The sequence below is a fragment of the Paraburkholderia sp. BR10937 genome, assembly GCF_040965695.1.
In the GTDB taxonomy this organism is placed as follows: domain Bacteria; phylum Pseudomonadota; class Gammaproteobacteria; order Burkholderiales; family Burkholderiaceae; genus Paraburkholderia.
In genome coordinates this window covers 32,281-47,444 of record NZ_JBFRCL010000015.1, presented here as the reverse complement: position 1 = coordinate 47,444, position 15,164 = coordinate 32,281, and the positions used below count along the sequence as shown (strand labels likewise).

Here is a 15,164-nt window from a genome sequence, read left to right as displayed (position 1 = left end):
CGGACGGCAGTTGCTGATTGGAGGCTAGGTCCGTCGGACATACCGGTCCGAAACAACCGAGCGCTGCTGGATCCATGCGACGGCAAGCTCCAGCGCTTCATCGCGTGCCTCCTGGACGTTGGCAAAATCTCCATCGACACCGAGCGTGCGTATTTCGCCCGCCCGGTCGGTGACGACGGCCGCAGCTGTGTAACGGCCACTCCCGGTGGCGGTGACCACCGGCCGGACCTCGCAGCCGTGATACTCGATGACTTTGTCCGTTTGCATATCACACCTCCGGCTGAGCATCATTTCCGAAACAGTTCCGGACACGCGGAATTCGCGTCGTCCAGTCTGTTAAGTGCAGCAACTGTCATTCCCCGACCTGCACGCTCGGGTCGCCATCGATTGGACGCTGCCGCGACGACCTGTATCGCACCGCGGTTACCGGAGAGTTTCACGGCAACCTCGCGCCCACACGCGACCGCGGAGATGACAAGCCAGGCGTTGCGATCGCACAACCATTCAGTCTGCATGTCCCGGCACCACGATATCCGTCGGTTGGCTGCCCGGCACGGGGGACGGCTCCGGCCTCTCCCCACCGCCGTTGCCGGCGGTCTTCCGGCATCGACGGCTTGCGCCCCCCGGGTGGAGCGCGTCGAGAAACGTTCGGCCCTTCCCGGTCAGGTATGCGCGGCGTGCGCCCTCGGCGCAATGTTCCAGCATGACCAGCTGGCGTTCGAGCAGCGCGTCGAGCTCGGCGCGGTCCATGTCGAGCTGGTCCGGCGCCTGACGAACCAGCATCAGCGTCGCAAATTCGTGTGGACTGAGCATTTTCTTCTCCCGTAAAGCAGGGTCCCGAAAGCAGCGGCCCCCTGCAGAAAAACGAAACGTAGTGCAAGCCGGACAGGGGCTGCGCTACCATGCAACGCGGCGCTGTCACGCGAGGAATCGCGCCGGCGAACCCGTGTCGTTCAGACAGCCCGCGTTGATGGCGCGTATTGCGTACTCGACCGTCTCCCGATGCGCCTCGTCCACGCTTGCCCAGTGCTGGGCGTAGCGCGGCAGATGCCAGTCCGCGACCGTCTGCTCCGCGTGCCGGATGCGCACGACGGCCACGTACGTATCGCGGCCGGCGTGAGGCAGCGCGCAGTGCCGAACCGGAAACGCGCTGGTCTCGATCACGAAGCCCTTCCAGCATTCGCTGCGTACGTTGTCCATAAATACCTCCGCGTGACAGGTCACGCGGCGCGGGCCGTGCGGCCCACGCCGCATGACCGGACTTGCCCCTGTGCGTACGCCTAGCCAACGCTCACCTCAATGCGTCGCGGCTTTGCCTCCTCACGACGAGGAACGGTGAGCTTCAGGACGCCATCGCGCAACTGCGCGTCGATGCGCGAGGCGTCGAAATCGGGGCTAAGCGTGAAGGCGCGTCTGAAGTGCGGGTGGAGCATCTCGCCATGCTGCAGGCGCAGTCCTGATGGAGCCGGAATCACTGCCTCGGCCTCGATGTTCAGACTGCCGTCCTGCACGCGCACGTCGAGCTTTTCGCGCGGCACGCCCGGCAAGTCGGCATATAGCGTGATGCCGCGGCTGTCCTCGAAGATGTCAACCGCAGGTGAGATCCGGGTCAGCTGCTTCGCAGGTTGCGCACCCTCGCGCGAGGCAACGTCAGTGCGCGACTCACGGGTGGCCAGTTCAGTGCTGTCGTTCATGATGTCCTCCGTGCTTTCACGTACTCCATTTGCGCCGGCTCACTGGACGGCGATGGCGCGTGGCTTCGACGCCTCGGAACGACCGACGCTCACCGTCAGGCAGCCGTTCACATAGCGCGCACTGACCTTGTCGGGGACCGCGTGCTGCGGCAGCTCGATCACGCGCCGGAATGCCCCCATGAAGCGCTCCCTGGCGTAGACGCGCGTCTCATCGTCCGCTTCAGGTTGCGGCGGCTTGCGCTCGCCACTGATCGTCAGCACCCCCTTGTCGATCGAGACGTCGATTGCTGCCGGATCGAGTCCTGGCGCGAACGCGACGATCTCGACGCTGTCGTCGGTGCTGCCGATGTTGACGGGTGGAAAGGTTTCGCTGCGCGTGGCGCGCAGGCTTGCGGGCAAGCCCGCAAAGACGCCGGCCATCTGCCGTTGCAGGCGGTCGAATTCGCCCAGCAGATCGGTGCTGAAGAAAAGATCGCTCATGACTGGCTCCCAGAAACCGGGGCCGCGCACGAAGACGAACGGAACCACGCGCTCCAGTCCGCCTGCCCGTGGGAAGCCCCGCCGACAAACAAATCGAAACACGCAGCGCTTATCGCGACTGCCTGAGCGATGCATAAAATAGCGCAAGGAACGGAAATTTCAAGAGGCCCTGCAACATGTCAACCGGGAGGCTTCATGGACCTTTTCGACAGGCTTCAGGAGCAGATCCGCACCGTGCGCCTGCCGCTCTTTGCCGTCACCGTCATGGCGGCGGCGCAGGTGAATACGCCGCTCATCGCAATACTCCACTGGCACGGATTCTGGCGCGCGACGCCGCTTGTCCTGCCCGCCAGCCACCGTGTCCGGTATCACCGGCGCCCCGCCGGCCTGGCGGGCGCGGCCGCACGGTTTATCGCCTCGGCGCCGTCCATCGCGTCCTGCTGTCGCACTGAAACAATTTGTTACAAATAGCTATTTTCACGCCCCCTTGAAGGGCGCGATGGCCGCCTCTATTTCGCTTTCCGCCAGACATTGGCTCGGCTGCACGGAGGCTTTTCACGCGCCCCATATGCAGCCGGATTCCCTTATTGGTGATCCTTTAATCGCTCAGGAGATGGAAATGCAGATTCGTCCCCTCTACGACCGGGTTATCGTCAAGCGAATCGAAACGCAGCGGACGACGGCCTCGGGCATCGTGATTCCCGACTCAGCGGCAGAAAAACCAGAACAGGGCGAAGTCGTCGCCGTCGGCAGCGGCCGGCTGCTGCAGGATGGAACGCTGCGCGCGCTCCAGCTGAAGGTCGGTGACCAGGTGCTCTTCGGCAAATACGCAGGCCAGACCGTCAAGGTCGATGGCGAGGAACTGCTCGTCATGCGCGAGGAGGACGTCATGGGCGTTCTCGAGGCCGACGCGGGTGCCGCCCGCAAGGCCGCCTGAACTTTCGACCGGTCGCGGACACCCGCCCGGTCGTTCGCGACGTGTTGAGTCTACGACTTTACCCGGAGCAACAACATGAGTGCAAAAGACGTCAAATTCCATGACAGCGCCCGCGCCCGTATCGTCAAGGGCGTGAACGTGCTCGCCGACGCCGTGAAGGTCACGCTCGGACCCAAAGGCCGCAACGTGCTGATCGAGCGCAGCTTCGGTGCGCCGACCATCACGAAGGATGGCGTGTCGGTCGCGAAAGAAATCGAGCTGAAGGACCGCTTCGAGAACATGGGTGCGCAGGTGGTGAAACAGGTCGCATCGAAAACAGCCGATGTGGCCGGCGACGGCACCACCACAGCCACGGTGCTTGCCCAGGCGATCGTGCAGGAAGGCATGAAACACGTCGCCGCGGGCATGAACCCGATGGATCTGAAGCGCGGTATCGACAAGGCTGTCGCCGCCGTGCTCGACGAACTGCGCAAGCTGTCCAAACCGATTTCGACGAACCGCGAAATCGCTCAAGTCGGTTCCATCTCGGCCAACTCCGACGAGGCAATCGGGAAAATCATCGCTGACGCGATGGAGAGAGTCGGCAAGGAAGGCGTGATCACGGTCGAGGATGGCAAGTCACTCGAGAACGAACTCGACGTGGTCGAGGGCATGCAGTTCGACCGCGGCTACGTGAGCCCCTACTTCATCAACGATCCCGACAAGCAGGCCGCATATCTCGACGACGCGCTGATCCTGCTGCACGACAAAAAGATCTCGAATATCCGGGACCTGCTCCCGGTCCTCGAAGCGAGCTCCAAGGCAGGCAAGCCCCTGCTGATCGTCGCGGAAGACATTGACGGTGAAGCACTGGCTACGCTTGTAGTCAACGCGATGCGCGGCATCCTGAAGGTTGCCGCCGTCAAGGCGCCCGGTTTCGGCGATCGTCGCAAGGCGATGCTTGAAGACATCGCCATTCTCACGGGTGCGACCGTCATCTCGGAAGAGACCGGCAAGCAGTTGCAGAAGGCCACGCTCGAAGATCTCGGGAGCGCGAAACGTGTCGAGGTACGCAAGGACGACACCATCATCATCGACGGCGCCGGTGACGAGAAGCGCATCGAGGCGCGCGTGAAGGCCATCCGTGCGCAGATCGAGGAAGCGACGAGTGACTACGATCGCGAGAAGCTGCAGGAGCGCGTGGCAAAGCTCGCCGGCGGCGTGGCCGTGATCAAGGTCGGCGCGGCGACCGAAGTCGAGATGAAGGAGAAGAAAGACCGCGTCGACGACGCACTGCACGCCACGCGTGCGGCGGTCGAGGAAGGCATCGTGCCGGGTGGTGGCGTCGCGCTCGTACGCGCGCGTTCGGCCGTGACGAGCCTGAATGGCGTCAACAGTGATCAGGACGCGGGCATCCAGATCGTCCTGCGCGCACTCGAAGCGCCAATGCGCGTGATCGCCTCGAACGCCGGCGATGAGCCTTCGGTGGTCATCGCGAAGGTGCTCGAGGGCAAGGGCAACTTCGGCTACAACGCGGCCACCGGTGAATACGGCGATCTTGTCGAGGCGGGTGTGGTCGATCCCACCAAGGTCACGCGCACGGCTCTGCAGAACGCCGCATCGATCGCAGGGCTGATCCTGACGACGGATGCAACGGTGGCCGACGCGCCGAAGGACGAGAAGCCGGCGCAGGCGAGCGCCCCGGAACTGGAGTACTGACCGCATCGGTTCCGCTCTGCACCGGTCGTCCAGCCCGGCCGGTGCATTTTCTTCGGCACTGTTCTTTTAGTCTTCGCGGGGGCAGTGCCGCTTTTTGCCCGAGACCGTCATGAAACTCGAACTCTTCATTGACTCAAGACCGCTCGACATCGAGATCGATGACGTCGTGGCGGGACTGCTGGCCGTGCGGCTTGACCTGCCGGCAGGCGCAGACAACCAGGATGCCCTCGCTCGCTATCTCAGCGAAAAGGGCGCACCGTGGACGCTCGACGAGGAGCACATGCGCAGGCGCATCCTTCGCCGGCTGATTCTGGATATCGCCGACCCGGCGCTGGTTATCCGCCATCTTATGGCTGAGGAATGAACTGCCCCGGCCAGCCAGATCGATCGGGATCGGGAGTGTGGCGACATAGCCCGCATCACGACCGTCTTGCTGTCCCCGCAGAATCAGACATCATGCCCAGCCATCCTCGTTCGCCCGCCCGCTCTTCGGTGAAACTTCCCGGCGGCGTGCTCGGCCGGGACTATCTCAAGTTCTTGCAGCTCTCGGTTGACGATGAGCTTGCCTCTAAGGGGTTGTTCGCTGATGCTGCGCTGCAGGACGCTATGGCTGCCGTCCGCAGCGGATTCATGCGCGGGGCGCAGCCGGCGATGAAGGTCTTCTTTGATGGCTGCCAGTTCTGGCTTGCCAGTCATTTTCATCGCTATGAGGCGGCCCGACGTCTCGGCGCCCGCCACCAGGAATTCTGGTGCGAGATTCGACCCGGCCCGAAGGACCACGCCATAAGATGTTTGTCGGGAACCCCGTGCACACCGGTGGCTGACCGCCATCCATGGCCTGGTTGAACCTGGCGCCGTCCTCGCCCCGAGACGGGCGCTTTTGATGTCCCTGATTCTGGAGGGACCGTTCTCCCGCCCGTGCCTGCAGTCAAACGGAGTCGAAGCCACGTTTGCCGGCTGGCGTCGGATGCGCGGCTGCATGTGGGTCGTACTGGATTCGAACCAGTGACCAACGGATTAAAAGTCCGCTGCTCTACCAGCTGAGCTAACGACCCAGTCCTCTTTTTTGCCCGCCGTCATTGCGCTTTGCAGGCTCGCCCTAACTGATATCGATCGTGCGACTCGTGGACGGTACCGGCTCTGTTTTCGGTACGGTCAACGTGAGCACACCGCTGTCGAATTTTGCCAGGGCGCGTCCGGGATCGGCGTATTCAGGCATCGGGATCGTGCGCACGAAGCGTCCATGCGCACGCTCCAGCCGGTAGCAGCCGTTTTCCTCACTGCGCACGTCCTGCTTTTTCTCACCACGCAGCACGATTGCGCCGTCCTCGACGCTCACCTTCACATCTTCGCGCTCCATCCCGGGCAGTTCTGCGGTCACGCGCAGCACCGGTCCCTCATCGACGACGTCGATGCGCGGCTGGAAGCGTGATGAACTGAAGTCGCCGAACCATCGTTCGAGCGCGCTACGGCCTGCAAACGGGTCGTGAAAAAACTCCTCCACTGCGCGCCATGGTTCCCGTGAGAACAATCGCGCAATGTCGGGCAGCGGGGCCCGCCATTGTTCGTTTTCGCTCGTCGGCGGGCTTTCCGTGCTGTCCGCATCGGACTTGCGCACAGCCCCGCGAAGGAACTTGAAGGGATTCCACTTTTTCGGATCGGGATTCATCGTTTCCTCCTCTGGAACCTGGCAGGAGAACCGGTTATGGCACCCGCACCGCTGCCTTTCCACCGTCGACGTTTTCGGACTGGGCCTCGGGAGCGGTTTGGCCGCCCGCCTTGCGCTCCGCGGCCGCGAATGTTCCCTTTCCAATCCTACTGACGGCGCACGACAGCGCATCGCGCGGCGCTTCTGCTGCGGTGAACCACCGCCGTGCATGCTGGTGCAGGTGGCAGTCGGCCATCGCAATGCTGGCCACGGACATTGCCGTCGGGAGCGGCCTCGCTCGTCCGGGCCTGCGCTGTCGGCGGGGGCAGCGAGGCCGCCGCCACCCGCTGTGCTTCCTGCCGTTGCCGCATCACGCGCCGACTTCAGCCCGTACGCACTTCGATCCGCCGCGGGCGCGCCTCGTCACGGCGTGGGATCATGAGCTTCAGTACGCCGTCCTTCAGATTTGCCTCGATCTTCGATGTGTCGAAGTCCGGGGAGAGCGTGAACGTGCGCGCAAAGCGCGGCTCACGGACCTCGGCATGCTGCAGCCGCAGATTTGCCGGTGTCGGCACGACAGCCTCAGCCTCGATGGCGAGATTGCCGTCATGGACCCGCACATCGAGCTTGTCCCTGGTAACTCCTGGCAGGTCGGCCCAAAGTGTGACGCCTTGACTGTCCTCGTAGATATCGACGGCGGGAGTAATTGTCATCCGTCGCGCCGACGGCTCATCCCCGGGGCGCGTGACGGCCGACGGGTCGCGCCTGCTCAATTCAGTGGTATCGCTCATTTTCGGCTCCCCGGATTACTGGACAGTGATCGCGCGAGGCTTCGAGGATTCGCGCTTGCCGATAGCGATCGACAGGCAGCCATTCTCGTAGCGCGCCTGAACCTTGTCGGGATCTGCATTCTCCGGCAGCTCGATCACCCGCCGGAACGCGCCAGTGAAGCGCTCCTGCGCATATAGACGCGTGTCCTCGCTGGTATCCGGCTGTGCAGGTTTGCGCTCACCGCTGATGGTCAGCAGCCCCTTGTCGATCGAGACGTCGAGTTCCGCCGCATTGACGCCGGGTGCAAATGCGACGATCTCGATCGAGTCGTCGGTCGCGCCAATGTTGACCGGCGGAAACGCGCCGAAGCGGCTCGCCCGAAGACTGGACGGGAAGGTACCAAAGAGGTTTGCCATCTGCCGTTGCAGTCGGTCGAACTCGCTGAAGAGGTCAGATCCGGAGTAGAAATCGCTCATGATGCAGTTCTCCTCAAGTGATGCCGGGAGGCGAACGGGCCTACGCGCTCCAGTTCGCCTGCCAGCGTCTGGCAAAACAAATCGAAACACGCAGCGCACGGGACATTGCGAGCCGCGCGTCTGCCTGAGCGAAACCTAAGATAGGCACTCTGACGAGGATTTCAAGGGGGAAATGCAGGGGAGCGCCCTTGAAGAATTTTTGTCAGATCCTATCATCGCGGCGGAACCATGCAGCAAGTGGCGGACATGATGGAATTCGATACCGACTGGTTGACCCTGGGCCCGCACCGTGTACGGCTCTGGCCGAAAAGCTGTGCACCGCACCGCCGATCCAGTGATGCGGACTGAAAACGGGATAGCAGGACTGGCTGCCTGAGCGTGCCTCCAGCGCGACCAGGGCGTGCGGTGGAGGACAGGTCGGGCTGGATCCGCGTCATCGACACACGAAGAACACCGATCGCGAGGCGCGCACCCTGCGCGCAGCCTGTCAGATCGCGCGCCGGCGGCCGCAGCTTCAGCCTATCGGCTTCAGGTCGAGAGGAAAGCGGATTTCGAACGTCGTGCCTTGCCCCTCGCGGGACTCGAAATGGATCTCGCCCTCGAGCGAGTGGCACAGCTCCCTGACGATCGCCAGCCCCAGACCGGCACCCGGGACGTCATCGCCAGCGGCCCGCTCGAACTCCCTGAATACGCGTTCCGTGTCTGACGGTGCAATGCCGACACCGGTGTCGGCAACCCGCATGGACCACTGGCTGTCTCCGCATCTCTCGATGACCAGTTCGATTTCCCCTTCGCGGGTATATTTCGTCGCATTCGACAGCAGGTTCAGCGCAACCTGCTTGAGCCTGATGCGGCTCGACCGCACCCGGACCAGTCCGGCCTCAAGGCGGGCAGACAGACGCAGGCCCTTCGCTTCGATCCCCGGACGGGCGGCCGTGACCAGTTCGTCGAACAGCATGGGCAGATCGACCGGCTCGATGCAGTTCTGGTTGTTTTCGCCAACGACGACCGAATACTCCATCATTTCGTCGACCAGCTGCTTCATGTCATTTGCCTGCCGGGTCGCAAGCGCCAGCCCGGCCTCGGCTCTGGATGGAACACGCGCAATCAGCTGCAGGTCGACCGAAAAGGCATTCAGGAAGTTGCGCAGGTCGTGCACGAGGCTGCGCGTGATCTGCATGCGCGACCGGTGCAATTCGCTGACCCGGCGTTGCTGTTCCCGTAACGCCCGGTTGGCTCGCTCCAGCTGGCTCGTGTATTCCGCGATGGTCCGGTCACGTTCGCTGATGGCCTCGCGAATGGACGCCAGGGTGACAAAACTGAGCGCCTCGTCGATCAGGCGCAGGGCGCGGGATTCATGGTCGCGGGCGAACGTGCCGTCGGACTCCGCGAAGGCCCGGACGGCGTTGCCCAGTTCCTGCCGGAACAGCTCCAGTTCACGCACGAGTTCATCAATGCGGTAACCCTGCTGCCAGCGCACACTTCCGTGTTGCCTCGCATCGCGTTCGATGGCCCGTTCTACCGGCTGGAGATCCTGCTCTTCGAGCGCGACGCAGATGCCGCTCAGGATGGCGGGCAGGTGGTCGGCCAGTTGCTCCCAGGTCAGCCGGTCCGCCTCGATGAGGTCGGGATCGGCAGCAACCGCCTGCATCCACCTTTCCGTCAGGCGCACCTGTTCCCGTCGGAGAAATCCGGCGAGGGCGTGCAGGGTTCCCGTTCGAGAATCGGTCATGATCCGTACCCAATGCGTGAATCGTTGCGCAAAGACGCGCATGCGAGGACACATTATCGTTCCATCGCACCGCCTCGGCGGCCAGTATCTTTGAGGCCAGCGCTCGGGAACGCTATTTGCTCCGCGTCGCGGAAACGACTCTACCGACCAGCAGAATGCCTTCTATCCTGCCTGTCGACGACCAGCCTGAGGTGGCGCTGCTGCTCGCTACCGTGAAAAGATGGTGTCCTCCGTGAGGCACGGATGCATATTCTGACGCGATCCGGTCCGTACAGGTCACTCCGGTTTTCGGCCACCGGAAGCCGCAAACTGGCTCGTCGTCCAGGTTGCGGGGATCCCTCGCACGACCTTGAAAATTTTCATCAGTGAAACTAACTTATATCCAGCTCAGGCAGTGTGCACGGTGATGGACCGGTTGCATGCTGCGTGTTTCGATTTGTTTGCCCCGCAGCATGGCAGGCGAACTGGAGCGCGCAAGCCCGTTCTCTTCCTTGCTGCGTCGAAGGAGAAGACGATGAGCTACCCTCACCTACGCTCGGCTTCGACCACGCTGTTCGAGCACCTCCACCGTACGATAGTCGTCCTTACCGGCGGTTTCCGGCCGGTCACGCAGCGTGCTCGACCCACGCTGTCGGACCGCATTGCCGTCGTGCGGCAGACGTTTCGGCAACTCACGTTTTAGCTGCGCCGCGGTTAGCAGCGCGGCTGCCGTGCGAGCACCGCTCGCGACGTCGGTACGTCGATCATGCGGTACGCCGGCCGTGGTTCCATGAAGCGATGGGCACCAGGTTCTGAGCGGTTTTCGCTGGAGCCCCGCACGGCTGGTGCGATACCGGTGCACGCGCGAGGGGGTGCCTCAATGGAACGGGTGAGAGTCGAGATGCGCAACGGACTGGAGGTCCGTATGCACACCATGGCGGTGAGACACGTACGCCCGGCAGCATGCCAGGAGCGAACGGCGGCGAACGGATATCTTGTATTTGTTCAGGTCTTGAGGGATGGCGAGGTCTTCGTGAACTGGCACCTGCCACGGCTCTGCCGGCGCTGGCCGAGTCGTGCAGAGGCGGAATCGGAAGCACTGGAGTACGCCGTGCGGCTCGTGAACCGTCGTGCGTTTTGCGGACCGCCGCCGGATGTCGTGGAGGCGGTCTGGCGGTGGCGTCGGTGAGGAAAGCCCCGAAGGTCTCGAGGAGGTCATGATGGAACTTCACATGCATTCACATCATTTCGTTCGCCGTATGCCTGAGTGGCCCGCAGCGGTCATGGGCGGATGCGTGGCGGGCGCGGTTTTCCTGGTGATCGAACTTTTTGCCATGGGCGTTGCGGGGCGAAGCGTATGGTCGCCGCTGCGGATGATTGCGGCAATCGTGACGGGCCGCGACTTGCTCGCACAACCCGCTACGTTTGCACCGGGCGTCGTAATGGTGGCGCTGCTCACGCACTTCGTGCTCGCGATCCTCTTCGCGGTCATTCTGGCGGTGATCATGGCGCCATTCAGCCTGGATTCCAGCGTCGGGATGGCTTCGCTGGTGGGTGCCGTATTCGGTGTCCTGCTGTACGTGGTCAACTTTTATGGCATGACGCAATGGTTCTCCTGGTTTGCCGATGCCCGGGGCTGGGTGAGTTTCTTCAATCACATCGTGTTCGGGCTGGTGGCGGCCCACACGTACCTGGCTCTGGAAAAAAGGGAACCGGACGCCGGTGGCGCTAGCGACACGGAGGGATGAGAGTCGCGCGGCGCATTCTGCAGGGCGTTGCGCGCCAAGGAGACGTCCGGCAATGCGCGGCGTCGCTGCCCGAGTGCCCGACTCGTCAGCTTCGCTGTGGGTACCTGGCTGGCGATTTTAAGCAGGACCTCTGACTACTGGACACAGGCTGGCACGACTGGCGAGGCAGCAGGCATGTATTCACAGATCCGGCCCACCGCCCCAATTGGCGTGGGGCCCGGGCCAAACGGGCTTAGCGTCGCTTGCCACCGAGGCGCGCCCGGATATGCGCAGGTTTGAGATGAAAACGTCGATCAGTTACCGCAACGTTGCGAAGCTCTCCCGCCCGGAGCTGGAAGACCTGATTGGCCGCCTTACGCAGCGACGCCTGAAGCCGCATCTGTCGCATTTTCCGGCCGGGCTGGCGCGGCTGCATGCGACGGTGGAAAGAAGCCGGCATCGCGGTATCTACCGCGTACGGTTCCAGGTGGTGTTACCAGGAGGAACTCTCGCGAGCGGGAATGATTCGCCGGAGCCGGCCACGGCGATCGAACTCTCCATGACTGAACTGGAGCGGCAGCTCGAACGACACGTCGCGCATCTGCGTCACGAGGATGCCTGGCGCCGCAAGGAACGGCGCGCCGGGTTGCGGCGGTTCAAGGCGGCACTGGCGGAGCAGACGGACGCCAGATCAGCGTGGTTCGGCGAGTTCGTGCGCCCCCTGCTCGCACCGCTGCAACGCTTCGTTCAGCGGGAACTCGCATATCTCCAGGCGCGGGGCGATCTCGCGACAGGCGACCCGACGGTCGACGACATCGTCGACGAGGCCCTGGCCCGTGCCTGCGAGCGACAGGCAGAGCGCCCGCGGCAGCTCGAACCGCTGCAGTGGCTCTACCAGATCGCGCTGGAACAGCTTGCCGGCGAAGTGGCGCATCGACAGAGCGAGGAAGGCCGATGCATTTCACTCGAAGGCAGGCTACCCGTCCAGCTGCACGAGCCACACGATGAGGACGACGAACTTCTGTTCGAGTACTGGCAGCCCGACGAGGTCCTGTGTCTCGAGGACGTGGTGCCGGCAATGGACGACACGCCGGAGGATGTGGTCATGACCCGGGAACTTCGCGAGCTGGTGGCAACGCTGCTTGCGGAGCTGCCGGAACCCTGGCGACGGGCTGTCACGCTCTGCCGCCTCGAAGCGCAGCCTGCGGATGCCGCAGCGCAGGTTCTGGGCATTACGGAGCCGGAACTTGAGGACCGGCTTGCGCATGCCGACGCGTTCCTCAGGGCCAGACTCGCTGACCTGCGACTGACACCCGAGGCGACGGCCGAGCCCGCCGGTTACATCGTGCCGGGGACGCTGCCGCTCGCGCCCGGGCTGGCCAGGGATTTCGACGAGGCGACACGCCGCGATCTCCCATAAAAACGCAGGCGGCCAGATCATGGTTGATCGCGGGAGGACCGAATTTTCCCGACTGACGACGGAGGCCAACGATGAAACCGACCACGATATTGACGCGAGATAGCGTCGTTGACATCGACAAACTGCTTGATCAAGCGTTGCAGGAAACGTTCCCCGCGAGCGATCCCGTGGCGTGCGCGGCAACGGCTTCGATCGCGCCTGCGGTGCGACCGGCCACGGTTGGGCCGGTCGGCCATGTTGCGACGGCGCCCGCCAAACTGGTCCGCAGGCCCTCCGGGAGCAGGCGCACTGGTACGCATGCGGGAGCTGGCCACGCCCGCACGGCGTCTCAGGGAGCAGGATCATGAAGCTCACGCCCTTGCATGACCGGCTCGTGGTCAAGCGTGTCGAAAAGGAGCGCAAGATCGCGGCAGGCATCGTCATACCGGCTACCGCCGGTGAGAAACCCGATCAGGGTGAAGTCATCGCCGTTGGCCCCGGAAAGCGGTTCCAGGACGGCCAAACGGTGCGTGCCGGATCTGAAGGTTGGAGACCATGTGCTGTTCGGCAAGTACGAGGATGTGATAGATGCCGACTTCGGAGGAGTGAAAAGAAAACAGTGACGTGCACCGGACGTCAAAAGGCTTGCGCCATGAAAAGACGATTGCGTATCCTGGTCCCGGCAATTGTGATTGCCGGGCTATGGTCAGAGAACGCCATGTCTGCCAGCCCGCCGCTGCCGACGTTGCCCCTGCAATACGACATCTGGATCACTGGGACTATTCAGCGTGGCAGCGGGAAGTACGCGCCGGGCGACTATACAACGATCATGCTGGATCGCCCCTCGACGTCGCCGTGCAATGACAAGGAAGTGTCCGACATTCTCCTTGGTGAAGGAGGCGCACCAGCCCCCACGCTCCTGCTACCGTACCTGAACCAGCGCGTCGCCGTCCGGGGCCGCGTGATCTGCCCCGGCTCGGGCATTCAATTTTCGCCGCAGCCGGACGTCGTGTTTCCGGTCTGGTAAGGCAAGGGGAAGCGCCCGAACATCAACTTCCGCACGGCCTGACCAGGTTGCTGCAGCCGCATGCGAATGCCCGCGCCGGTCGATCTTTCGCCGGCAACGGGGACCAGCCTCACGCGCGGTTGACAGAGGAAAGCGCCCATAGCGGTTCCAGAACAACGGGCGGTGCGAGCGCGATCAGATCAGCCGCGAGTGGCCGTCTCGCGGAGCGGGACGACATGCGTGGTCGAACGCACAATGCCCAAGGCATCCCCGTCGGCGGGATAATCCAGCCAGAGCACGCGCGTGGGGGGAAGCAGCGGTGAGACCACGTAGCCGGGAAGGTACTGCCCGGCCGCATCGCGCATGCGCCGCCTGCCTGAGCCGAGCTTCAGTCGGCGGATAACCCTTATGAAGTCTGGGATCCAAAACTGTCCGCGTATTCGCACTTTCAGGTATTCGACGAGGGGAAACTCTGGCAGTGGCAGATCGCCGAGTTTTTGACAGTTGAGAATCGGAACTACGGAAAATGGGTTTCGGACGAGATTGACCTTTCAGCGATAGATGAAATCACGCCACGTTTCACAGCCCTGGACGCAACGCGTGCTGAAGGTACTGGTCGGCCACCGGCAGACGAGATTCGTGAATTTTTTGAATGGCTAGAGTCGATTCGGGTTCCCATTCGTGCGCAACTTCACTCTCTTCAATCGGCCATGAAGCAGGCGGGTAAGGAAGCAGCGTCTCCTCCGCCTCTTCTGTCTTCGTTCGAAGAATTCAGTCTGCGTGATGGGAAGATGTATACCCGCTTCCATGCCTAGCCAATCTTCTACCGCGCAATGGTAAGGCACTGCCGAAGAGCCGCTGAACTGGAGGCTGCCAAAGGCTCGTTTCCCGATGAAATATACAGCGAGAGAATTGAGGCAGTCATTAATGCCGCAGCTTGCCTCGAAGCGTTCGTAAATTGTGTTGGTGAAAAGACGTTTTCACACTGGCGTCAACTTCACGAGAAAAATACGCCCACTGAAAAGTGGCGCATTTGTCTAAGGATATTCCCGTGACACAGAGCGGCGTTGGTCCAATGACGAATATTCAAAAATGCATGCCAGCTCCGTTTTTCGAATCGCTCCCTTCGAAAATCAAAAATTTGATCGAGATCCTGTGCAAGCACGTCGGCATGCCAGTACCGAACTGGTTCGAACCCCGAGCTGGCTGGGATGTATAAGCGGCCGTGTTGACGGTGTCGTACCGCTCGGCGTGCGGAGCGGTACGACGTAACGAGTTCGTTGCGGATCACGCTTTACCTCCTCACGAACAAGCCCATCCATCCGTGACCAGCAGGCCATCCGCCTAACTGACGCGAAACCAACACTGCGGCGGCTGACGGTGTCACGGCGGAGTCAGTGCGGCGTTATCGTGGCGTCGACAGACGGCGCGGATGATCGGCAATCTGGCTTGCCCGCCTGGAAAAAAACGCAATCCAAAGAACTCCACTCACGTGAGCGACGCGGGTCGCTCATGCTGACGCCATTGAGTAAACGTGCACATTATTTAATAAGGAATACGTATCACACTTCACTAATTATATTTATTTTAAATGTGGAGGCATCCACGAATGCTTAG

At 62.5% G+C, this 15,164-nt stretch carries 17 protein-coding genes, 1 tRNA gene and 2 pseudogenes; 10 read left to right on the top strand and 10 right to left on the bottom strand.

Features of this window, described 5'->3' with window-relative positions; translation table 11 throughout:
* Positions 1–24 precede the first annotated feature (24 nt).
* The 5 genes from AB4Y44_RS14625 to AB4Y44_RS14605 form a co-directional block, all read right to left on the bottom strand.
* Complete coding sequence (locus AB4Y44_RS14625; protein WP_238468362.1) at positions 25–267, bottom strand: hypothetical protein; 243 nt, start codon at positions 265–267, stop codon at positions 25–27.
* A gap of 237 nt (positions 268–504) precedes the next feature.
* Positions 505–813, bottom strand: a complete 309-nt coding sequence (locus tag AB4Y44_RS14620) for a hypothetical protein (RefSeq protein WP_342922418.1) — start codon at positions 811–813, stop codon at positions 505–507.
* A 105-nt stretch (positions 814–918) separates the two neighbouring features.
* A complete protein-coding gene (locus AB4Y44_RS14615) occupies positions 919–1,200 on the bottom strand; it encodes a DUF6566 family protein (protein WP_342922419.1) in 282 nt (93 codons plus the stop codon).
* 80 nt (positions 1,201–1,280) lie between these two features.
* The gene (locus AB4Y44_RS14610) at positions 1,281–1,694 is read right to left on the bottom strand and encodes an Hsp20/alpha crystallin family protein (protein WP_342922420.1); all 414 of its coding nucleotides are present in this window, start codon (positions 1,692–1,694) and stop codon (positions 1,281–1,283) included.
* 39 nt (positions 1,695–1,733) lie between these two features.
* Positions 1,734–2,174 carry an Hsp20/alpha crystallin family protein gene (locus AB4Y44_RS14605; protein WP_342922421.1) on the bottom strand — a complete coding sequence of 147 codons (441 nt, stop codon included), beginning with the start codon at positions 2,172–2,174 and terminating at the stop codon, positions 1,734–1,736.
* Between the two features lie 195 nt (positions 2,175–2,369).
* Between AB4Y44_RS14605 and AB4Y44_RS14600 the strand changes: the two are divergent.
* The 5 genes and pseudogenes from AB4Y44_RS14600 to AB4Y44_RS14580 all read left to right on the top strand — a co-directional run.
* Positions 2,370–2,522, top strand: a pseudogene (locus AB4Y44_RS14600) (diguanylate cyclase); the annotation flags it as partial.
* A gap of 271 nt (positions 2,523–2,793) precedes the next feature.
* Positions 2,794–3,111 (top strand): co-chaperone GroES, encoded by a 318-nt coding sequence (groES, locus tag AB4Y44_RS14595; RefSeq protein ID WP_238468788.1) that lies wholly within the window; start codon positions 2,794–2,796, stop codon positions 3,109–3,111.
* A 75-nt stretch (positions 3,112–3,186) separates the two neighbouring features.
* Positions 3,187–4,809 (top strand): chaperonin GroEL, encoded by a 1,623-nt coding sequence (gene groL / locus AB4Y44_RS14590; RefSeq protein WP_342922423.1) that lies wholly within the window; start codon positions 3,187–3,189, stop codon positions 4,807–4,809.
* Positions 4,810–4,918: 109 nt separating this feature from the next.
* Positions 4,919–5,173: a hypothetical protein gene (locus tag AB4Y44_RS14585; protein WP_368700003.1), complete on the top strand. Its 255-nt coding sequence runs from the start codon at positions 4,919–4,921 to the stop codon at positions 5,171–5,173.
* A 92-nt stretch (positions 5,174–5,265) separates the two neighbouring features.
* The gene (locus tag AB4Y44_RS14580; RefSeq protein ID WP_342922425.1) at positions 5,266–5,655 is read left to right on the top strand and encodes a hypothetical protein; all 390 of its coding nucleotides are present in this window, start codon (positions 5,266–5,268) and stop codon (positions 5,653–5,655) included.
* A 136-nt stretch (positions 5,656–5,791) separates the two neighbouring features.
* On the opposite strand, the gene AB4Y44_RS14575 is transcribed toward AB4Y44_RS14580, so the two are convergent.
* The 5 genes from AB4Y44_RS14575 to AB4Y44_RS14555 all read right to left on the bottom strand — a co-directional run bounded on the left by AB4Y44_RS14575 (position 5,792) and on the right by AB4Y44_RS14555 (position 9,436).
* Positions 5,792–5,864, bottom strand: a tRNA-Lys gene (locus AB4Y44_RS14575).
* Positions 5,865–5,908: 44 nt separating this feature from the next.
* Positions 5,909–6,478, bottom strand: a complete 570-nt coding sequence (locus tag AB4Y44_RS14570) for an Hsp20/alpha crystallin family protein (protein ID WP_342922426.1) — start codon at positions 6,476–6,478, stop codon at positions 5,909–5,911.
* Positions 6,479–6,840: 362 nt separating this feature from the next.
* Positions 6,841–7,248, bottom strand: coding sequence for an Hsp20/alpha crystallin family protein (locus AB4Y44_RS14565; protein WP_368700002.1), 408 nt, complete (start codon positions 7,246–7,248; stop codon positions 6,841–6,843).
* Between the two features lie 15 nt (positions 7,249–7,263).
* Positions 7,264–7,704, bottom strand: coding sequence for an Hsp20/alpha crystallin family protein (locus AB4Y44_RS14560; protein WP_342922428.1), 441 nt, complete (start codon positions 7,702–7,704; stop codon positions 7,264–7,266).
* 514 nt (positions 7,705–8,218) lie between these two features.
* Entirely contained in the window at positions 8,219–9,436 is a 1,218-nt protein-coding gene (locus AB4Y44_RS14555; RefSeq protein ID WP_368700001.1) for an ATP-binding protein, read from the bottom strand.
* A 514-nt stretch (positions 9,437–9,950) separates the two neighbouring features.
* Between AB4Y44_RS14555 and AB4Y44_RS14550 the strand changes: the two genes are divergently transcribed.
* The 5 genes and pseudogenes from AB4Y44_RS14550 (at position 9,951) to AB4Y44_RS14530 (ending at position 13,568) form a co-directional block, all read left to right on the top strand.
* Positions 9,951–10,118: a hypothetical protein gene (locus tag AB4Y44_RS14550; RefSeq protein ID WP_368700000.1), complete on the top strand. Its 168-nt coding sequence runs from the start codon at positions 9,951–9,953 to the stop codon at positions 10,116–10,118.
* A gap of 517 nt (positions 10,119–10,635) precedes the next feature.
* Complete coding sequence (locus tag AB4Y44_RS14545) at positions 10,636–11,163, top strand: hypothetical protein (RefSeq protein WP_342922469.1); 528 nt, start codon at positions 10,636–10,638, stop codon at positions 11,161–11,163.
* Positions 11,164–11,443: 280 nt separating this feature from the next.
* On the top strand, positions 11,444–12,562 hold the full coding sequence (locus AB4Y44_RS14540; protein WP_368699999.1) for an RNA polymerase subunit sigma-28: 1,119 nt from the start codon (positions 11,444–11,446) through the stop codon (positions 12,560–12,562).
* 343 nt (positions 12,563–12,905) lie between these two features.
* A pseudogene (locus AB4Y44_RS14535) lies at positions 12,906–13,116 on the top strand (co-chaperone GroES); the annotation flags it as partial.
* Between the two features lie 77 nt (positions 13,117–13,193).
* Complete coding sequence (locus tag AB4Y44_RS14530; RefSeq protein ID WP_368699998.1) at positions 13,194–13,568, top strand: hypothetical protein; 375 nt, start codon at positions 13,194–13,196, stop codon at positions 13,566–13,568.
* The last annotated feature ends 1,596 nt before the right edge of the window (positions 13,569–15,164 follow it).

Excerpts from the sequence above, each read along its gene's own strand:
- AB4Y44_RS14620 (WP_342922418.1), bottom strand. The coding sequence starts at position 813 with ATGCTCAGTCCACACGAATTTGCGACGCTGATGCTGGTTCGTCAGGCG.
- AB4Y44_RS14615 (WP_342922419.1), bottom strand. The coding sequence starts at position 1,200 with ATGGACAACGTACGCAGCGAATGCTGGAAGGGCTTCGTGATCGAGACC.
- AB4Y44_RS14580 (WP_342922425.1), top strand. The coding sequence starts at position 5,266 with ATGCCCAGCCATCCTCGTTCGCCCGCCCGCTCTTCGGTGAAACTTCCC.
- groL (WP_342922423.1), top strand. The coding sequence starts at position 3,187 with ATGAGTGCAAAAGACGTCAAATTCCATGACAGCGCCCGCGCCCGTATC.
- AB4Y44_RS14610 (WP_342922420.1), bottom strand. The coding sequence starts at position 1,694 with ATGAACGACAGCACTGAACTGGCCACCCGTGAGTCGCGCACTGACGTT.
- AB4Y44_RS14570 (WP_342922426.1), bottom strand. The coding sequence starts at position 6,478 with ATGAATCCCGATCCGAAAAAGTGGAATCCCTTCAAGTTCCTTCGCGGG.
- AB4Y44_RS14545 (WP_342922469.1), top strand. The coding sequence starts at position 10,636 with ATGGAACTTCACATGCATTCACATCATTTCGTTCGCCGTATGCCTGAG.
- AB4Y44_RS14560 (WP_342922428.1), bottom strand. The coding sequence starts at position 7,704 with ATGAGCGATTTCTACTCCGGATCTGACCTCTTCAGCGAGTTCGACCGA.
- AB4Y44_RS14550 (WP_368700000.1), top strand. The coding sequence starts at position 9,951 with ATGAGCTACCCTCACCTACGCTCGGCTTCGACCACGCTGTTCGAGCAC.
- AB4Y44_RS14540 (WP_368699999.1), top strand. The coding sequence starts at position 11,444 with ATGAAAACGTCGATCAGTTACCGCAACGTTGCGAAGCTCTCCCGCCCG.
- AB4Y44_RS14605 (WP_342922421.1), bottom strand. The coding sequence starts at position 2,174 with ATGAGCGATCTTTTCTTCAGCACCGATCTGCTGGGCGAATTCGACCGC.
- groES (WP_238468788.1), top strand. The coding sequence starts at position 2,794 with ATGCAGATTCGTCCCCTCTACGACCGGGTTATCGTCAAGCGAATCGAA.
- AB4Y44_RS14585 (WP_368700003.1), top strand. The coding sequence starts at position 4,919 with ATGAAACTCGAACTCTTCATTGACTCAAGACCGCTCGACATCGAGATC.
- AB4Y44_RS14530 (WP_368699998.1), top strand. The coding sequence starts at position 13,194 with ATGAAAAGACGATTGCGTATCCTGGTCCCGGCAATTGTGATTGCCGGG.
- AB4Y44_RS14565 (WP_368700002.1), bottom strand. The coding sequence starts at position 7,248 with ATGAGCGATACCACTGAATTGAGCAGGCGCGACCCGTCGGCCGTCACG.
- AB4Y44_RS14555 (WP_368700001.1), bottom strand. The coding sequence starts at position 9,436 with ATGACCGATTCTCGAACGGGAACCCTGCACGCCCTCGCCGGATTTCTC.
- AB4Y44_RS14625 (WP_238468362.1), bottom strand. The coding sequence starts at position 267 with ATGCAAACGGACAAAGTCATCGAGTATCACGGCTGCGAGGTCCGGCCG.